Source organism: Dehalobacter sp., assembly GCF_030063005.1.
In the GTDB taxonomy this organism is placed as follows: Bacteria; Bacillota; Desulfitobacteriia; order Desulfitobacteriales; family Syntrophobotulaceae; genus Dehalobacter; species Dehalobacter restrictus.
In genome coordinates, this window is sequence record NZ_JAPDHR010000048.1 from 1 (window position 1) to 16,891 (window position 16,891).

The 16,891-nt window shown below is 40.7% G+C and carries 22 protein-coding genes and 4 pseudogenes; all 26 read right to left on the minus strand.

All coding sequences use genetic code 11. The features are described 5' to 3' along the window. Window positions 1–108 precede the first annotated feature (108 nt). The 26 genes and pseudogenes from OKX56_RS12060 to OKX56_RS12180 all read right to left on the minus strand — a co-directional run bounded on the left by OKX56_RS12060 (window position 109) and on the right by OKX56_RS12180 (window position 16,659). Window positions 109–624 (minus strand): FAD:protein FMN transferase, encoded by a 516-nt coding sequence (locus OKX56_RS12060; protein ID WP_287896599.1) that lies wholly within the window; start codon window positions 622–624, stop codon window positions 109–111. Window positions 625–664: 40 nt separating this feature from the next. Then, on the minus strand, window positions 665–1,075 hold the full coding sequence (locus tag OKX56_RS12065) for a NusG domain II-containing protein (RefSeq protein ID WP_287896601.1): 411 nt from the start codon (window positions 1,073–1,075) through the stop codon (window positions 665–667). A gap of 63 nt (window positions 1,076–1,138) precedes the next feature. Beyond that, window positions 1,139–1,456, minus strand: a complete 318-nt coding sequence (locus OKX56_RS12070; protein ID WP_287896603.1) for a Sec-independent protein translocase subunit TatA/TatB — start codon at window positions 1,454–1,456, stop codon at window positions 1,139–1,141. 18 nt (window positions 1,457–1,474) lie between these two features. Then, window positions 1,475–2,227, minus strand: coding sequence for a twin-arginine translocase subunit TatC (gene tatC, locus OKX56_RS12075; protein WP_502851306.1), 753 nt, complete (start codon window positions 2,225–2,227; stop codon window positions 1,475–1,477). 74 nt (window positions 2,228–2,301) lie between these two features. Next, complete coding sequence (gene tatA / locus OKX56_RS12080) at window positions 2,302–2,499, minus strand: twin-arginine translocase TatA/TatE family subunit (protein ID WP_287896607.1); 198 nt, start codon at window positions 2,497–2,499, stop codon at window positions 2,302–2,304. A gap of 98 nt (window positions 2,500–2,597) precedes the next feature. Then, window positions 2,598–2,732: a hypothetical protein gene (locus OKX56_RS12085; RefSeq protein ID WP_287896609.1), complete on the minus strand. Its 135-nt coding sequence runs from the start codon at window positions 2,730–2,732 to the stop codon at window positions 2,598–2,600. Between the two features lie 130 nt (window positions 2,733–2,862). Next, entirely contained in the window at window positions 2,863–3,936 is a 1,074-nt protein-coding gene (locus tag OKX56_RS12090) for an NADH:flavin oxidoreductase (RefSeq protein WP_287896611.1), read from the minus strand. A gap of 213 nt (window positions 3,937–4,149) precedes the next feature. Continuing rightward, complete coding sequence (locus OKX56_RS12095; RefSeq protein WP_353737772.1) at window positions 4,150–4,560, minus strand: histidine phosphatase family protein; 411 nt, start codon at window positions 4,558–4,560, stop codon at window positions 4,150–4,152. A 26-nt stretch (window positions 4,561–4,586) separates the two neighbouring features. Next, a pseudogene (locus OKX56_RS12100) lies at window positions 4,587–4,814 on the minus strand (XdhC family protein); the annotation flags it as partial. Continuing rightward, window positions 4,810–5,028, minus strand: a complete 219-nt coding sequence (locus OKX56_RS12105) for a DUF2284 domain-containing protein (protein WP_287896613.1) — start codon at window positions 5,026–5,028, stop codon at window positions 4,810–4,812. The gene OKX56_RS12105 and the pseudogene OKX56_RS12100, both read right to left, overlap by 5 nt. A gap of 44 nt (window positions 5,029–5,072) precedes the next feature. After that, window positions 5,073–5,693, minus strand: a complete 621-nt coding sequence (locus OKX56_RS12110; RefSeq protein WP_287896615.1) for a DUF3786 domain-containing protein — start codon at window positions 5,691–5,693, stop codon at window positions 5,073–5,075. Window positions 5,694–5,799: 106 nt separating this feature from the next. Further along, a complete protein-coding gene (locus OKX56_RS12115; RefSeq protein WP_287896617.1) occupies window positions 5,800–6,411 on the minus strand; it encodes a DUF1638 domain-containing protein in 612 nt (203 codons plus the stop codon). A gap of 83 nt (window positions 6,412–6,494) precedes the next feature. Then, a complete protein-coding gene (locus tag OKX56_RS12120; RefSeq protein WP_287896619.1) occupies window positions 6,495–6,863 on the minus strand; it encodes a MarR family winged helix-turn-helix transcriptional regulator in 369 nt (122 codons plus the stop codon). Window positions 6,864–7,464: 601 nt separating this feature from the next. Then, on the minus strand, window positions 7,465–7,812 hold the full coding sequence (locus OKX56_RS12125) for a DsrE family protein (RefSeq protein ID WP_287896621.1): 348 nt from the start codon (window positions 7,810–7,812) through the stop codon (window positions 7,465–7,467). A 199-nt stretch (window positions 7,813–8,011) separates the two neighbouring features. Further along, window positions 8,012–8,230, minus strand: coding sequence for an enoyl-CoA hydratase-related protein (locus tag OKX56_RS12130; RefSeq protein WP_287896623.1), 219 nt, complete (start codon window positions 8,228–8,230; stop codon window positions 8,012–8,014). Between the two features lie 13 nt (window positions 8,231–8,243). Beyond that, window positions 8,244–8,783, minus strand: a complete 540-nt coding sequence (locus tag OKX56_RS12135; protein WP_287896625.1) for an enoyl-CoA hydratase/isomerase family protein — start codon at window positions 8,781–8,783, stop codon at window positions 8,244–8,246. A 138-nt stretch (window positions 8,784–8,921) separates the two neighbouring features. Then, window positions 8,922–9,344, minus strand: a complete 423-nt coding sequence (locus OKX56_RS12140) for a MarR family winged helix-turn-helix transcriptional regulator (protein WP_287896627.1) — start codon at window positions 9,342–9,344, stop codon at window positions 8,922–8,924. Between the two features lie 592 nt (window positions 9,345–9,936). After that, on the minus strand, window positions 9,937–11,064 hold the full coding sequence (gene cbiD, locus OKX56_RS12145) for a cobalt-precorrin-5B (C(1))-methyltransferase CbiD (protein ID WP_015043259.1): 1,128 nt from the start codon (window positions 11,062–11,064) through the stop codon (window positions 9,937–9,939). 90 nt (window positions 11,065–11,154) lie between these two features. After that, on the minus strand, window positions 11,155–11,811 hold the full coding sequence (locus OKX56_RS12150) for an energy-coupling factor transporter transmembrane component T family protein (RefSeq protein WP_081652088.1): 657 nt from the start codon (window positions 11,809–11,811) through the stop codon (window positions 11,155–11,157). Beyond that, window positions 11,744–12,073: pseudogene (locus tag OKX56_RS12155) on the minus strand (IS110 family transposase); the annotation flags it as partial. The pseudogene OKX56_RS12155 and the gene OKX56_RS12150, both read right to left, overlap by 68 nt. Before the next feature lie 1,022 nt (window positions 12,074–13,095). Next, window positions 13,096–13,278, minus strand: coding sequence for a hypothetical protein (locus tag OKX56_RS12160; RefSeq protein WP_034377760.1), 183 nt, complete (start codon window positions 13,276–13,278; stop codon window positions 13,096–13,098). 127 nt (window positions 13,279–13,405) lie between these two features. Further along, window positions 13,406–14,077, minus strand: coding sequence for a DUF1638 domain-containing protein (locus tag OKX56_RS12165; RefSeq protein ID WP_015043263.1), 672 nt, complete (start codon window positions 14,075–14,077; stop codon window positions 13,406–13,408). 110 nt (window positions 14,078–14,187) lie between these two features. Next, window positions 14,188–14,550: pseudogene (locus OKX56_RS14975) on the minus strand (DUF2115 family protein); the annotation flags it as partial. A 261-nt stretch (window positions 14,551–14,811) separates the two neighbouring features. Continuing rightward, window positions 14,812–14,973: a hypothetical protein gene (locus OKX56_RS12170; RefSeq protein ID WP_015043264.1), complete on the minus strand. Its 162-nt coding sequence runs from the start codon at window positions 14,971–14,973 to the stop codon at window positions 14,812–14,814. Window positions 14,974–15,741: 768 nt separating this feature from the next. Beyond that, window positions 15,742–15,924, minus strand: a pseudogene (locus OKX56_RS12175) (IS110 family transposase); the annotation flags it as partial. Window positions 15,925–16,050: 126 nt separating this feature from the next. After that, window positions 16,051–16,659, minus strand: coding sequence for a GNAT family N-acetyltransferase (locus OKX56_RS12180; protein WP_015043265.1), 609 nt, complete (start codon window positions 16,657–16,659; stop codon window positions 16,051–16,053). Window positions 16,660–16,891: the final 232 nt, after the last annotated feature.

Genomic DNA, 16,891 nt, shown 5'->3' on the forward strand with positions numbered 1-16,891 from the left:
TTGTTTCCTTGTTTATGATCCTCTTGACAACCAACTCTTTGTACTCTTTGTCGTAAGCCATTTTGAATACCTCCGTTATTTTGATTATAGGGGTATTCTCTGTGTCTATCAAACGTGATCTAGGTCATATACCGTCCTTTGCTCCCCATCAAGAAGTACTTTTTTATAATCCACCAGCCTCAATGCGGCATGAATCGATTCTGTAGAAGGTACACTTTGCGGAACCCCTTCTCCGAAACCCCACAATTTAACCAGCGGACCTATGGCCGGATCAAAAGCTCCATTTGTCCTCCGGGCAATTTCAAGTGATTGCTCTATCACTTGAAAAGTCATTGTAGATACTGCAACAGGCCGCTCTCCGGCCTGTTGATTAATAGCATAGATTTCACTTTCAGAAGAAAATTTATTGAGCTTTCCGTCAAGTTCCATCATCACTTGCAACGCTTCCAGTGCCGCCTTCTTAGCTCCCCACCCGTGAGCTTCCACGTATACTTCCGTGTCAAAAAGAAACCGGGTTTCCCTGTAATTGCTGTCATGAATGTAGAGATTATAGCCTTGCCATCCAATAAAACCAAAAAGAATCAGCGAAAAAGCGAACAGTCGCATGGGTTTGAATTTACTCATATTGGCTTGTCCTTTTCAAAAAATTGCGTTTGAAATTCTACTAAAGGATCCTTATAACCAACTTATTGGGAAGACAAGTAATGGATTCTCCTGATTTTGATATTGCACCCATGAGGGAGCAGATTTTCTTTGTACAAATATTATTGTCATCCGGCATATAAATTCTTCCCTGTTCAAAAATAATCCGGCCCGTGCCATTTTCTACAGGAATAATCAATTCCTCTTTTTCATTGGCGGAAACCGTTCCTTCTTTCACTATCTTGCCATCAACTGTGACTTCCCACCGGCGGCCTCCTAAGCGATCCATGGATTCCGCAAGCAGGTCTCTATTTTTCGATAGTACTCCCCCTAGGGCCAAAGCTCCAGCGGCTACACTTCCTATGAGGAACTTCCTCCTGCTCATATCTTTAATTTTAATACTATTTTCATGATGCTTCATTTTTAGTTTCACTCTCTTTTTTCAGTTTCACCGGACGCAGACCTAAACACCCAAACTCTTTAATTTCACCAAGAGTTACCCAGGTTGATCATCCATTTTTATCTGCGCTGATTGCTCGTGGGTTTCATTCACTTGCTTTAATGGTTTTTCATTCCTTTGTGAGCTATGTGTTTCCTGATTGCCAACAAATGGTGAAGTCGTTTGCTCAAATGTTTTGTATAAGCTATCGACAGGGACGTCCATAGATTTTCTTAGTTCTTTTGTTAATTCATTCTTTACTTTGCGAACTTCTAAAAGTATCTTACCAATCCTCCGAGCAATGATTGGTAAGTCCTCCGGCCCAAACAAGATAAATACGATGAGCATAATCAATAAGATTTCACTAAAGCCCATGACTTCCCCCCTTTATTTTCATGCTAGAGCTGTTTTTTTATTTCGAGCGACCAAATATCCTAGCCAGATGCTGATTTCATAGAGAAAATACATCGGCCCAGCCATAAGGAATTGTGTAAATAAATCTGGCGTTGGGGAAACCACAGCCGTTAATATGACAATCGCCAGTATCGCCCAACGTCTTTTCTGGGCTAATATTTTTGGGGATAATATCCCTATGCGAATTAAGATCAATAAAACAATCGGAAGTTGAAACACCAGCCCAAATGTTAAAAGAAACGTTAAAATAAAGCTGATGTAAGACGTTTTCGTCACAAAAGGCGTGGACTTGACAGCTCCACTCCCTGCATAAAGAAGAAACTTAATCCCCATTGGTAGTACTAGGTAGAAACAGAAGGCTACACCGCCAAAAAAGAGCAGCATTGAGGCTGGCACAATAAAATATAAGTACTTCCGTTCATTCTGTTTCAACGCTGGCAACACAAAATTCCAGATATTCCACATTAGAATCGGGAGCGCAAGAGTGACTCCAAAAATCACGGAAACTTTGATTTTGATTAGCATAGGCTCCAATGGAGTGGTGGTAATAAACATGATATTTTCCAGTAACGATACCGGACGTGACAAATAGGCAAAAACAAAATCACTAACGAACCATCCTAGGATGCTTCCTCCTGCAATGGCGTAAGCGGCAACAACAAGTACTTTGCGAAAGGCTCTTAGATGGTCTGTTAACGGCATAATATTGCCTTCATGATGTCGTCTTCGCACCCCACACTTCCCTTCCGTTGTCTCTTTAAGCAATTGAAGTGCTTATTGCGGTGAACTGCAATAAGACTGTGAATTTATTCTAGTTTTTTAATCTCAACTCCTTTATCTTCTACTGTTTTCTCTTCTTCAGCAGTGGCAGATCTAAATTCTCTTATCCCATTACCCAGTGATTTCCCTAATTCCGGCAACTTGCCTGGTCCGAAGATGACCAAAGCTGTGACAAGTACAATGCCCATTGTCATCGGAGTCAAAAATCCAAATGTTGCAAGCATTACAATTTACCTCCACTCAAATATATTTGGAAATATACAAAGTCTTAAGGGCAATCCATATATCGCTTTCAAGCCCATCGAACTCTGTTTTCAATAAACTAGTGATTTAATTCACTGCCCCCCTTGCCAATCCGTCCCATTTCAACCATCTTCTCAGCCCTCTCAGTGATTTGTATCAATGCTTGGGTTACTTCCCTGATGCCTGTGGCCTGAGCTTCAATGACACTACTCAATTGTTCGACTTCTTTAATGCCAGAATTTTCCGAGTATCGCTTACTCCTCTGCCAACATCTTCATGAAATAATTTCTGAAGTTCACCTGCGATCTCAACAAAGAACTGGTCAGCCGGTGCTACTTTCATATTCAATGATTATAAATACATTTTATTTCATTACTAAAACACTTGGTGCAGGAAATACATTTCGCAGGTGTCCTATCTCCACTGATCCAGCGATTAATCAGGTCTGGTTCCCGTATGAAAGGTCTACTAAGCGAAATATACTCAATTTTTGTTTGATTTATAATATCTGCTAATTTGTTAAAGTCTCGATTTCCACCCACTAATAAAACCGGTATATCGATTTCTTCTGCAATTTCTGCTGCATATTGCTTGAAATATGATTCAGATTCTGGAGTGGTTTTCCTAATCGTTCCCTCATTATGCCTGGATGATGCGAGGCCTCCGCTTATTTCAATAGCAGACACTCCTGCTTTTTCCAACATTTCACAAACACACTTACATTCTTCAAAAGTCATGCCTTGGTCCATAAAATCATCACAATTGATTTTAACCAGAACAGGGAATTCCACTCCAACAACCTCTCTAATACGTCGATAAGTTTCCAGCACTGCTCTTACCTTATTTTCCATGCTTCCACCATATTCATCTGTTCTTCGGTTGTAATATGGAGTTAGAAATCTGCTCAAAAGATATCCATGAGCGACGTGAATCTGTATGCCATCAAAGCCCGCTTTTTTAGCTCTAATAGCTCCATTGGCAAAACCTTCTTGCATAATATATATATCATCTTTTGTCATTTCCTTTGGTACTGTTCCGAATACTAAATCAGCCACTGCACTTGGTCCCCACAATAATCCATCGGCAGTACTGGAATTTTGGGCGCCATTGCAAACAAGTTGAACAATGATATTTGTATCATGCTTATGAACTAGGTCAGTTAATTTCTGATATTCTTCAATAAATGAATCGTTGTAAATTCCCATTTGTCCTGGCACTAACTTTTCTACATCCGTCACATTTGTTAGTCCGGTTATAATGGTACCGACCCCTCCTTTGGCTAGATTTTCATAAACATGTAGTAGTTTTTCTGTTACGTGCCCTTGTTTATCTGCAGCCCCATCATAGGTTGCCGAACGGACAAATCTGTTTTTCAGCTTTATTCCTGTTAATTGTGTTTGGTCAAATAATGTTTTCATTAAACTCACTCCTTCAAATTTAAATTTTTGAGAACGTTTACTCATAATTCATTTCAAAAAATGCCTCATTTGTTTAGCATTGCTAAGGAAAAATCTGCTATACGATGTAACTTTTCTTTGCTAGCTAATGTTTTTGCAAGTACTCGAATCCAATCAAAGTATTGTTCAAGCTTTCTGCCAAAACTTCAGCATCATAATCACATGGAAATTCACCTATTTGCTGTCCTTTGCGAAATACTGGAATCGCTCTATTATAACAGTCAGAAAAGCTTTCTCCCTCTGGAGGACAGTAATGTGCGCAATATTTTCGCCACGTTTCTTGAACTCCTGAGGATATTGGGCCCTAATTTCAGAAAACAGCTTCCCTTCCCAAGCCCCCATATTCATTTCTCGCAACTCCACAATAGCCGTCGGAACGATTTGATGGGCTGAGGCAATTATGGTAGCTGTTTGTTGGGCTCTCTCTAAGTCACTACAATATATGTTATCCAAGGACATATTACCAAAATTCCTCTTCAATAGTTCCGCCTGTTTAATCCCGAGATCGCTTAATGGTATGTCCGTTTGACCGATATAGCGCTTGTCTCTCCCGGGGCCGATATCGCCGTGCTTGATTAAATAAATATTTTTTTATCCATTGTTCTTGAGGATCATTTCTTTTTACTGCTTTGATCTAACTCTCTTTGAACTTTAATCAATTCACTGAGTATGCTTACTGCTATTTCCTCAGGAGTTTCTGCCCCAATTTTAAGTCCAATCGGAGAGTACATTTTTTGCAGATGTTCGCTCGGAACTCCTTCTTCCTCTAATTCAGCGATCAAAGCTTTAACTCTTTTGCGGCTACCGATCATGCCAATATACGAGGCAGGTTGATTAATCAGCATGCTTATATCCTAGGCATTGCTTTTTGCAGTCTCCGATACTGCCGAATGCTGGTGGACAGGCCCATGAAGTACCATACATTCTACAGGAGTTCTTTTCGCATAGTGCTCTTACTTCCTGAGAAAATATAACGTCCTCAGTCTTGATAAAAGCGTATTCACGAATTTTGAGGGCCTCTATTTCTCGGGATATAATTTCCTCTATTTGCATCGTATAATCCACCTCTCGCCTCTAGGAGCCTATGCTTGGGTTATTTACACCCATCCATCTGTGTCTCCCGTTTTGGCAATCATAATCATCGCCCTTACCAGGCATCCCTTTAAAAAAGCTAGGCATTCGAACTCCATAAAGCGTGCAGCATTTTTATCAAATAGAATCTGAACTTCGCAAGGAAATTCGTCATCTCCATCATTATAAATAATTTGGAGGGGGATATTCGGCAATACTTTTAGAAGCCATGAATAGCGGTCCGATCTTAACATGCTGTCAAAAACTCCACCTAATCTGCACATAGTTTCGCTGAATGTTACATAATCTCCACCGAATGTTTTACCCAGCGGGTCGGTCATCCATCTTATATTGCCGAATAGTCCTGGGCCGGCAAAATTGGAAATTGGCACATATGAAAATGCAGGTTCACCCACACCTTGGGACAAGGTATAGTATGCCAGCACACTGCGGTTGTTTACATTAACCGGCTTACCGTCTGTCGGATTAACACCTAGGGAACTAATCTCGTATTCTCGGCCAAGAAAATTTACCGATAAAGAACCGTCCGGCTGAGGTGACAAACCAAGCCGTTCGCTAGCCTCTAAAAAATCACATTCGCCCAATTTGGGTATAAGGGTTTCATAAATTTGTTCATACCCACTCATAAGATCCTCCTTTCTTTTATACGCCGCACATTGAACTGGATCGTTTAGTATTGGTTCGATAAGAAAATGTCCCAGTTTCATATAATTAATGGCTTGATATTACGGTTTACTCGTTCGCGTTCTGGTCGTGTATTGCCTGTTGGATAGCCGTTATAATATAACTTTTAAAAACTGCGATTCCTCCCTGTTCCATTTCAATGGGAACCTGAGTGTATTCGAAAAAATCGAGGATCTTTTCATCGGTGATCTCACTAACACCAGTATCGACAAGTAACGTCCGATCATAGAAGCCAAAACTCTGTCTAAGCTCAACCTCGTCTATTCCAAACCCCGAATCAAACAATTCTCTCCACTTTTCTAGCCATCCGGAAGTTAGGTAAAACGTCTTCGACTCCTGATCAGTCTCCTTCATCCTCTCACCAATCATGAGCTCAATGCAATTCGACTGCTCGAACCTAACTAAGTTGTGATAACCACTCAAGAATTCATTAAAATCAGGGTGGCATTTGGAGCCATAAAGAAGGATAATTCGATCCGCCGCTACGGCATCAAGTGCCTTAATAACACCAGCTTTTAAGGCATCTAAATTAATATGGAGATTTAACGGAAGATGAGTAACCTCTAACTCACAGTCAAATAACTTTTCCTGTTTAATCTGCGCCAAGACCTGTTCTAGTTCCAGTTCATAGATCCCACATCCCAATATACATAGTTTCATTGTATTTTCTCCTCCATAAATTCAGAGCGAATGGCACTCTGCTTTATTAAACAGTGTATATGCACCCTTTGCCTAATACAGAATCACGGTATTAATGCTTCCATTTTCGATAACAATACCTCTAAAGTCGCTAAGTCTGCTTCTCCCATATATTCCTTTAGTGATGCTTGGGCCTCACACCATAGAATCTCCGCCTTTAGCAACGCGGTTCTTCCAGTCTCGGTAAGAACTACGTGCTTGGACCGTGGATCATCTCCAGGATTAACCGTTAGTAGACCAACATGCTTGTGGAGCAGTCCGTGACCATGGAGAATCTTCGCTCCAGAATTAACTGTTATAAGACCGACATCGATTAATGGCTTCATATTTCTGTTCAGGGTAGTTCTGTCAATGCGCATGGTTTTGGCCAGCTCACTGATCGTTACAGGCTCTACTTGTTCAAGATTCCACAATAAGGAATACTGCGTTACTTGAGACCACTTGGTTCCAAAACATTTTCGTAAAATTGAGTTACCGCACGAGAAGCTCACCTGATATTCAAACTGTGACAACGACTAGTAAGCTTAGGATAACTTGCCGCAATATGGTTCATAAATTTATCTCCAATTTATATGTGTATATACACTTATTGATTTAATTATAATAGCATCCTCTTGTTTAGTCAAACTCACATTCTGTTCTTCCATCTCATTACTACCATCTCTCATCGAATTCATCAATTTCTTAATAAACCTCTAGCTCTCCGTCAAAAGAATACGATGGCGATTTCCGTATCAGTTTTATTCTCTTTGGACGAATGGTTAGTTCTTTAATCATTTTTAACCAACTTCGCACATTATCCTACTCCTTATCAAGCATATTCTGGCCGAAAAAGGATGCGTATTATCCTAAACGAGAAAGGACATATTAGAGCATTACTTAACGGTCTTTATTGGACTCAATTTCAATTCTATCCCCTATTCCTCTAACTTTACCCAGCCAACCTAAATGCGCTGGTGTGAGAATTTCTATCTTCTCAACCAACGCATTTAATACATCTAGCTAACAAATTTATCAGACAGTTATCACTCTTATGTTTTCGTCCTTCAAAAATTCTGTAAGCACCAGACCTGTATATTTAACTATTATCCCCATATTCTCTAACATCTCAGAAACTCCGTAACCATCTGCGCATGCCTTACAGGCTAATAGTTCTACTCCTGCATCTTTCATTTTTCCGACATATTCCTGCAACATTGTGTCTTTCGCTAGGAGTTTAGCTGATGGACCCCAAACTATCAGAGTTACTTCATTCCACCATTCCTTAAGTTTGGAATTAAGTGTGTACATGAATGCCATACGTAGTGCAACTTCCCTATCTCCGTTAGTCCAAACAACTACTAATTTATTGGGCTGACTCATAATTCCTTACCTCCCATATTCCCCCTAGTTTTCTCTCAATTAAAACTCAAGAACTTCATTAAAGAGATAATCGGTCAAACCTTCTAAACAATCTAACCGTTCATAAATATGTTACTGGTTCTCTTTTAGGCGAGAAAGTTGTCCATGCCATCTAACTCCGTACATGCATCATATATTGCCGGAAGTGAATTATGTTTGATTACCTACCCTTAAATAAAGGCTTCCTCTTCTCAAAAAATGCTTCCAAGGCTTCTGAATAATCTTCAGTCTTCTCGACCTGTAATAATGCCGTCCTTTCAAATTCGAGTTGGCTATCCAGCAAACCAAGTAAGGCGTGATTCAAGCTTTGCTTACCTAAAGCAAAAGCAAAGGAGGGACCGTCAGCTAGATCCACGGCCATTTCCATGGCGGCATCCATTAATTGATCATCCTCAGCAATCTTGTGAATTAATCCGATTTCCTTCGCCTGAACTGGGATCAAGAAAGACCATTTCCGCAGCTTTTGCGAACCCTACCAACATTGGAATGGTTAATGACCAGCCCCCATCCGAAACCAGACCAACTGTGGTGTAGGACTGGCGAAATTTTGAAGAAGCAGCAGCTATTCTCAAATCGCAAGCCGCAGCTAAGCTTAATCCAGCACCACCTGTTGCTCCATTAATGGCAGCGACGATCGGCTTCGGGATAGTGCGTAATTCCTTGATTACTCTGTTCAGTGGCTTGGTAAGTTGCCTGAACAAAGTGACTGATTCACTGTGGTATTGTTTAGCTACAGTTAGATCTCCACCCGAGCAGAATGCCTTACCTTCTCCAGTTAAGATGATGGCCCTCACTTCTTTATCATCGGAACAAATTTCTAAGGATTCAATAATCTCTTCTAGGAAACCTAAGGAATTAAATGCCTTGGGTCGGTTCAGTTTTATAACTGCAATATTACCTACCTTAGTCAATACAACATCCGTAAAATCCATATCAGTACCCTCCTGACAAGAATATTTTGGACAAACAAATGATTCCTCATTACACCTCCCCAATAAATAGTACATGACATGTCTATATGTTATATATATTAATATGACTAGTCATATTAATATTGCAAAAAAAGAGAGTCACTTTAGATAACTCTCGATATTATTTAAGTACATATCCCACATAGCCCTCATAGCAGGGTCCATATTCAATGTTAAAAGGTCATTAACTTCTTTTGTAATGGGATAAATAGCATCCGCAATCTGTCTTCCTTTCTCTGTCAAGCAAATCTGAAACGAGCGACGGTCCTGAGGATCCATCACTCTCTGTACAAACTTTTCTTTTTCCATTCTATCAATAAACCCGGTGACTGCTGAACCATCAAGGATCAGTTTTTCAGCCAAGGATTTAATGCTCTGCCCGTCTTCCTCGATTAAGGCATAGAGGATAAAAGATTGTGCTACAGTCACTCCATGATCCGTATAACGGTTGTTGTAGTATTTCTGAAGGGTTCTGCTGGCGGCTCCGAGCTTAAAACATAGCGTTTCAGTGAATCTTAACAAGTTATTTGACCTCCATGATATTACATGATATGTAATTAATATATATGTCATATAATAATACAATCTACCTTTTAAGTCAAGCAAATACTCTGCTCCAAAAATAACATCCTACCACGGCCCGCACCTATATCGGGATATCAAGGCTTTTATCAACTCTGATTTAGCACTACCACGCACTGTAAATGCACTCTGACTGTTTCTCATTTCATTAACAGCATGATCTACACCTGATTGGACTATTCCAATTATTTCATTTAACTTGATTACTGATAAACTAGACTATTCAGCAAGCTTTCTAATTATCTTTGGGATTACTGAACAGAACCCATTTTTCCATATTTCTATGCTAAAATCAGGTTTCACAGCAAGCTTTTCAATAATGCGTTTCTCTGGGTGGCTAATTTTAACCTGCACCTTAGTCCAAGGAGAAGTGGCAATGACACAAAGAAACACAGTCTACGAACAGAACCGTTACAATTGAATGACAAGCTGGCCCCTGTTTTCTCGAATGTGGAAAACAGGGGCCTGTGCATTTAAGACTGAACAGGCTCGTGAAGAGTGCCTCGTAAGTTCTTTGTCTAACTAGTAAATGTCACGGTTCAACTGACCACACCCAGCCTTGTTCTTCTACAATATTGCGTGCCTTCAAATCCCAACCAACTAGTTGACCGTTCAACGACGTCATAACGGTTCCAACGCTCAAACGTCCGAAGGTGAACGCCTGGGCTCTTTCACTTGCTAGATGTGCCAGATGATGAAGCAATTTTTGCTCTCCAAGTTGTAAGAGCTCTAACGTGGCTCGTTCGATCGTTGGAAACTCTGCCAAACGTTTTAAAGTATCGAGATTAACTCCGGCTAATGCGGCATGAGCCAGTAATATTTCCATTCGAGCATCTGCTACACGGTTATGAGTATGGAAGATTCCAGCCGAAACTTTAATGAGTTTTCCGATGTGTCCTAATAAAATCACCTGTTCAATTCCCCGGTAAGCCGCTTCTTCCAATAAAAAGCCAACAAAATTACTCATCTCAACCACGGCTTCAGCAGAGACCATAAAACGTTCCGTCGCGACCCTATACCCATAGTGCCCTGGGGTAAGTACAATAGTTTTATGTCCATAAGCGACTGCCTGCTCCAACTCAGGTAGGATAGAGGTTTTAAACGCTTCCTCGGACATCGGTCGGACTATCCCACTGGTTCCGAGTATAGAAATTCCTCCGATGATCCCTAGTCTTGGATTAAGGGTGCGTAAGGCAGCCGCCTCTCCAGCGGGAACTTCGATAATAATTTCTAGTTCTTCATGGGGAAAGACCTCCCGAACTGCTTCATAGATCATTTTTTTGGGCACTGGGTTAATGGCACTGTCTCCGACTGAGAGTGCCAATCCTTTTTTTGTAACAGTACCAACTCCTTGACCACCTCGGATGTGAACCTCTCCAGATGGTGAAATATAGCGCGCGCTGGCATGGATCTCAAGACCATGCGTAATATCCGCATCATCTCCGCCGTCTTTCAAAATACATGCTCTAGCCTCTGGATATCCAGCGATGCCACCATGGATAGGCATTGTAAAGCGTGCCGAACTCGGAAGTGGAATTTCTATTTGATCAGCTAAGCTGTCTCCTTTAAGGAGCAGACAGGCTGCTTTAGCGGCGCCAGCAGCACAACTTCCTGTAGTATATCCTTCCCGCCAAGTATGTCGATCTTTATCTCGTGCCATAGTTTCTCTCCCATAATCAGATTATTATAATTATCATCCAAATGGAACTACAGTTCAACTCGAACTAGCGAAGCGGAGTTTAGTCACAGTCTATAGAACCCCTAAGTGCAGACTGAAACGAATAAAAACAGCCAACGTCAATAACAGAACAATAAGAGAAAACACCCAGTAATCTCTAGGAGCAAATGAAATCTCTCGCAGCACTGTACATGTCCTCGTCAAACCGTACCCTCGATTAAGCATAGCCATTGATAATGAATTAGCCATCAAAATCGAATTAATAAACATGGGAATCATTATTGGAAAGTATGAGCGAATAGGACCGACAATCCCTTTATCATTAAATCTTGTCCCGCGCGCTTTTTGAGCTTCTAAGATAAATCGTCGTTTTCTATCTAGCGTCGGAATAAATCGTATCGCTGTTGTCAACATCATAGATACCTCTAGCGGTACCTTCAGCTTATGAAAAAATTGAGTGAAATCATCCATTGACGTGGTCAAAGTCAATACCGAAGAGACGATCATCATACTAAAAAGCCGAAAGATAAACGTCGTGCCCATTAGGAATCCTCCCACGGTTTCTCCTAATCTCTCTCCTGGTAGGGCATAAAAGAGAATCGTTTGGCTTGAAACTCGAGCAAAGCGCTCTGGTGCAAAGCTAAATCCTGTAATTAGAATAATCGATATTAGGGATATAACTTCCTTGTAGCAGACCATGTTGTAACAGCCCCGCAATCCACTCGGCATCTTTTACATCTGTTTTGCGTCCTGGCACATTCTTGATGTGCTTAGCATTGACCACCATTACCTTGAATTCTTCCAGCTCCAGAAGATTGTAAATCGGTTTCCAGTAAGAAGCTGTACTTTCCATCGCCACATGAGTAATGCCTTTGGATTTAAGCCAATCACCTAACGTAATTAAGTCATAGGTCATCGTTAAAAAGGTACGGATTTCTTTCCCTTCGGGAGTGAGCGCACATGCGACAACGTTCTTTTTATGAACGTACAAGCCGCATCAGTGGGTATACATGACATCATTCTATCCTACGTGCTCTCTAAAAGAGGCAACAATCTGTGGTGCACCTGGTCGCTGTGGTCAGTCTATTCGACGAGCTCGAAGCACCATAGAAACCCGACCTACCTTCGCCAGCCAAATAGGTAATTCGACATTAACCAATTTTCATCCTTTCGATGGTGCCGCGCTAGCAGCATGGGGGTCTATTCGCTTATTCTTAACCTCTTTTCTCTCATAATAGACGGGCTTTGAAAATCCTTATGCTCCACTACAATTAGATTTCCGCCCACTGGACACCGGTTAGCATCTTCTACTCTGTTTTCTGAAAAGTTGCGTTGGGTATTTTAGGTGCATCCCTTAAAACGATGTCCTCAGAAACTCCTCGACACATTCGGGTGCAAGTCCACCTTGCAGCGGTGTAAATCTCCAAAAGCTTTGTAAAAACAGGCTCCAGTAAGGCTGAGATCCAAATAAAGCTGCAGAAAATAGAAACAAACTTAAACATGGCATGATAAAGTTTACATTTTTAAAAATCGATAGTTCAATCAATGGATCTTGGGTTCGGCTCTCTAAAAAAATGATATGCAGAAATAGTCCAAGAAACCATATTCAAAGGGGCATGCAGGCTTTTACTGATAGCAGGCAATGCAACATTTACAATAAACAAATCAATATTAAGCAGTAGCACTCCAAGACAAGTAACAGCTAGCGTAAGCCATTTTGACTTTGTATTGATATCATTGTCTTTAGTTAAGTCAGCAACCATATTTTCAAATAAAAATCCCTCTTCCGATAGGTATATTAGTTTTTTATCTACCTAATCGCTTTGCGGTTAACTTTTAGAAACTTCATTGATGGTTCAGTTGTCATCTGAAACCTAGTGAGTACATGTAGGTTCTCCTTTTTACAAAGGGAGTTTTAATTTTGCAGGAGTGCTTTATTGTACTTTCTCATTATAATTTGACTAATAAGCAGAGGTTAACAGTTTTACTTCAATAAAATAGGCGGGTTGAGATTTACAGTACCAAGGCTTCCAGTTTTAAAAACAACTTCTTAAAATCAGCCAATTCCACCACTTCCAAATATTTCTCCTGTGATGCTTGAGCTTCATCCCATTTCGCCCAAGCGTTGACCGATGCGGCTTTGCACAGATTCCACAATAACGAATACTGCGTAACTTTAAGTCCGATTGGTTCCAAAACCTTATCATAAAATTGGTTACCGCCCGTGAAGCTCGCCTTACATTCAAACAATGACAAGAGCTAAGAGATTTAGGATTGCATTTAGCAATATGAGTCATTGTTCACGCTCTTGAAACCGGCAAGATTACATATTCTGATGTTGATCTATAAAATATGATTCATCGATTAATCCGTGAGGTGGAATATTGATAAACTCATCTTCAAGCCATGGTCCATTAACCATCTTATCAATATATCTCAGATTTCCTTGCGCTATTTGATGATCCAATTTCAGTAATTGTCCTATTTCCTTGGACCGCCGCAGATATTTTTCTTCATTCGGAATACCTGTACGGATAAACAATACGCGCTTATAGCTGCTATACATCGTGGCGATAAGTATGGCAGTCATTTTTTCGCCATACTTTTCATAGGTGCGATTATACTCCCCAACAATAGACCCTTCACTATTCGTCCAGCCACATGACATATACAATGTACCTATTTCATCCAAACGGTGTTTCTCATAACTTGCTTGAGAGCCGAGCAGCAGCGGAGTGCATTCATGTACTCGTGGTATTGTCAAAGTAAAGTCACCCGCCCGCAATTTTTTTGCAGCGCCCCCGCATAGCCCGTAGCCCAACACAACTCGCGAATAGCCAATTGAACTATCCAGAATGCTCTGCAATTCCATCCCCAATTTTTCCGGATGATTATGACGTACCTGTGGGAGAAACTCGAATTCAATGTTACGGCCTGAGGCCACGGTAAGCAGTTCTTCTTTCATAACCTCGCAAGCAATTATCTTTAGAGTCATAACATTTTCTCCTTCTCACTCGCATCATTCATTTCACTGATATCCTTGCTTACATAGTACTTGCATACAGACAACTCTCCATGCAATTGCTTATTTTTCACAGGACAATACTACTTGTTATCTTTGCCAACGATTTTGTGTCCACCCGCGAAAATCATGCCAGGAGGGTGAAAGGGTTTCCAAGCTATAAAAGTCAAATATGCAGAAACGATCTGTATATATCTCTTTAAGTCATCTTGACCTGAGGCATGTTTGTCCAAGTATTTGTCGATGCGGCGGGTAAATTCATTGAATATATCAACGTCGACCTGTTCTATGACATCGATACATTCCCTGCTCGTGATCTCCAGAAACGTCTTCTGATTATAATTGGCGACTAAACGGGAAATATACTTAGATCTATCGAAAGGTTGTTGCCGCTCTTGTTCACTAGGCGCGTTTCTTTGGAGAACGTCTTCTATAGAGAAATATAATAACTTTTCCTTTCTAAATCTGCACCAAGACTTGTTCTAATTCCAGTTGATAGATCCCGCATGCCACGAAACATACTTTCATTACGTCAACTCCTAACCTAAATATAGTCTTGAATTTGGTCCTTCATCACTTCCACCTGATGGCCAGAAATCTGAAGCTAAGATTAACACCATTAATTTTCGCTACCTTCATGCAGGCGGAACATCCTTTCGGACAACCCACCTCGACGGTAGGGCTATCATAGTCAAGCTCTTTATTGACTACAAAGGACGAGCGTAGATGAAATAGCCAATGCCTTCGGCATAAGCGAAATTGTTTCTGCCGTAATTTACTATGCCTGCTTTGGTCGCAACCAATCGTTCTGGCAAACTGATCTTATCACCCACTTTGCACCCTAGTTTGCGCAGAAATTCCTGCATCAATTGTGGTCTAGCTCCATTGATACGTTCCGGCGGTGCATTATAACACCTCGCTTGGTAAACTCGGCCTATCTTGTCGGTCAATTCCTTCGGAAAGTTCTATTGCGAATAGTCATAAGCTGTTGTAATAATGGATTTTGCTGTAGGCATCAGCGAACGAGGTTACGCTCCAACCAACGGATAAGCCGGTCCTTTGACATAAAAAGAATACATCACGTGTATATTGGTTAAATCGACGATGTATTCAGGAAAGCTGTCGGCAGGAATAATGCCGACCTGGCTGTGCCCAAGATCTAAGGAAACTCTTTAATGTGTGTTGTTAGCGACATAGTCATTTCTCCTCATTTAATCAAATTGTATTATCGAGTCACCCTTAAAGTGTATATACACTCAATTAATGACAAAAGTGCTTCTCGAATAGCATATCTACCTAACTCCCTAACGCAGATATACAGTACCAGAGCTTCCATTCATTAGCCGTACTCAGTAGAGGCTTGTGCCATTTCTTAAAAAATATGATCGCACAACAGATCTTCACAATAACCCCTGTGGTTTACCCTCCCATGTCTCACGGGGTCCGTATTACCGGCCCTTACATTCCTTCGTTCTACCTTTCAGGGGATGGATCTCTTGCTGGGTCAAATGCCCGTATGGTGTGAATTGCCCTGGCCCTTCCGTACTTCAATTATCCTCAAGTGTAAGAATAAGTTTAAATTAAGTATTAACAAATCAAATGGGTACGTTACTTATGCAGCAAGTTGCTCTTAATGTTATGAGTCTTCCACATAAAGCAATCAGTGATTGTTTTTTCTTCAGGGGATTGATTTGCCTTGTGGTTAAATAACGGTGTATTCTCTGGAATTCAGGGTTTTTGGCAACCAATGGTAAGACGCATCTAAATAGTAAAGCCCTCAGTTGAGGCCTACCTCGCTTGGTTAATGGTGCTTTGCCTTTATTATTAAATCTTTCATTTATAATACCTCCGTTAATTTCATACTATTCTTGCCCATTTTCTTTTTAAGCATATAACAGTATATTCACCAGCCTGTACAGTCGGACAGTTCAATCTTTTAGTTAAACTTATTTTCCCGGCCTTACCATTGTATAGCTTATAACGCCTGAATCAGATATCTTGTCTTCACTGGTTGTCTTAAAGCCATACCTGTAGTAAATATCCAGATTATCAATATCCTGAGTAGCCAGAAAACAGGGCAACCCCTCAGAATCAATTTTTGTCAGCTGCTTTCTTATAAGCTTTGAAGCAATTCCCACGCCTTGTTTTTCTGGCAGCACAACTATGGGTGACAAACTCCAAAAAGGCGGCTGTATGCTTCTTCTCTGAGCGGCGATCAGTACTTTGATAAAACCAATCCACCTATCCTTTACATCAGATGGCAGTTCATTAAGGGAGCCCTCGCCAGTTCTGCTTCCAGAATTGTTCGTATCAGCTGCCAGCTGTGATAGTATCCATGTGGCTGCTCCAATGATTTTGCCATCTTCTTTAGCTAGATATATTTCATCCCTGCCGAGGCTGTTTATTAATCTGATCTGAAATATTTTCCTGAGAAATTCGGCCCTTACTGTGTCATCAGGGGCTATATATTTATGTAAAGTGCCATTTTGGAAAGCCTTTGCAGTAACTAATGAAACCTCCTCCAAATCCTTTTCTTCCATCAACCTGATTTCCATATACTTAACCTCCATTAATTAATCACATTTTTGATTTTACGGTTATTAAGGCGTTACCGATTTTTATTGCCTTTAGTAGCTACTAATTATGGCTGTTTTTTACACGAATCGTTGCCGTACCCCAACTAGGTTAAGTATTCATATATATTAATCATAAAGGTGTACATACACGTTTATGATTAATATTAAGGCACTAATGCCTCGATTTTAGAAAGTAATAGCGTAAAAGTAT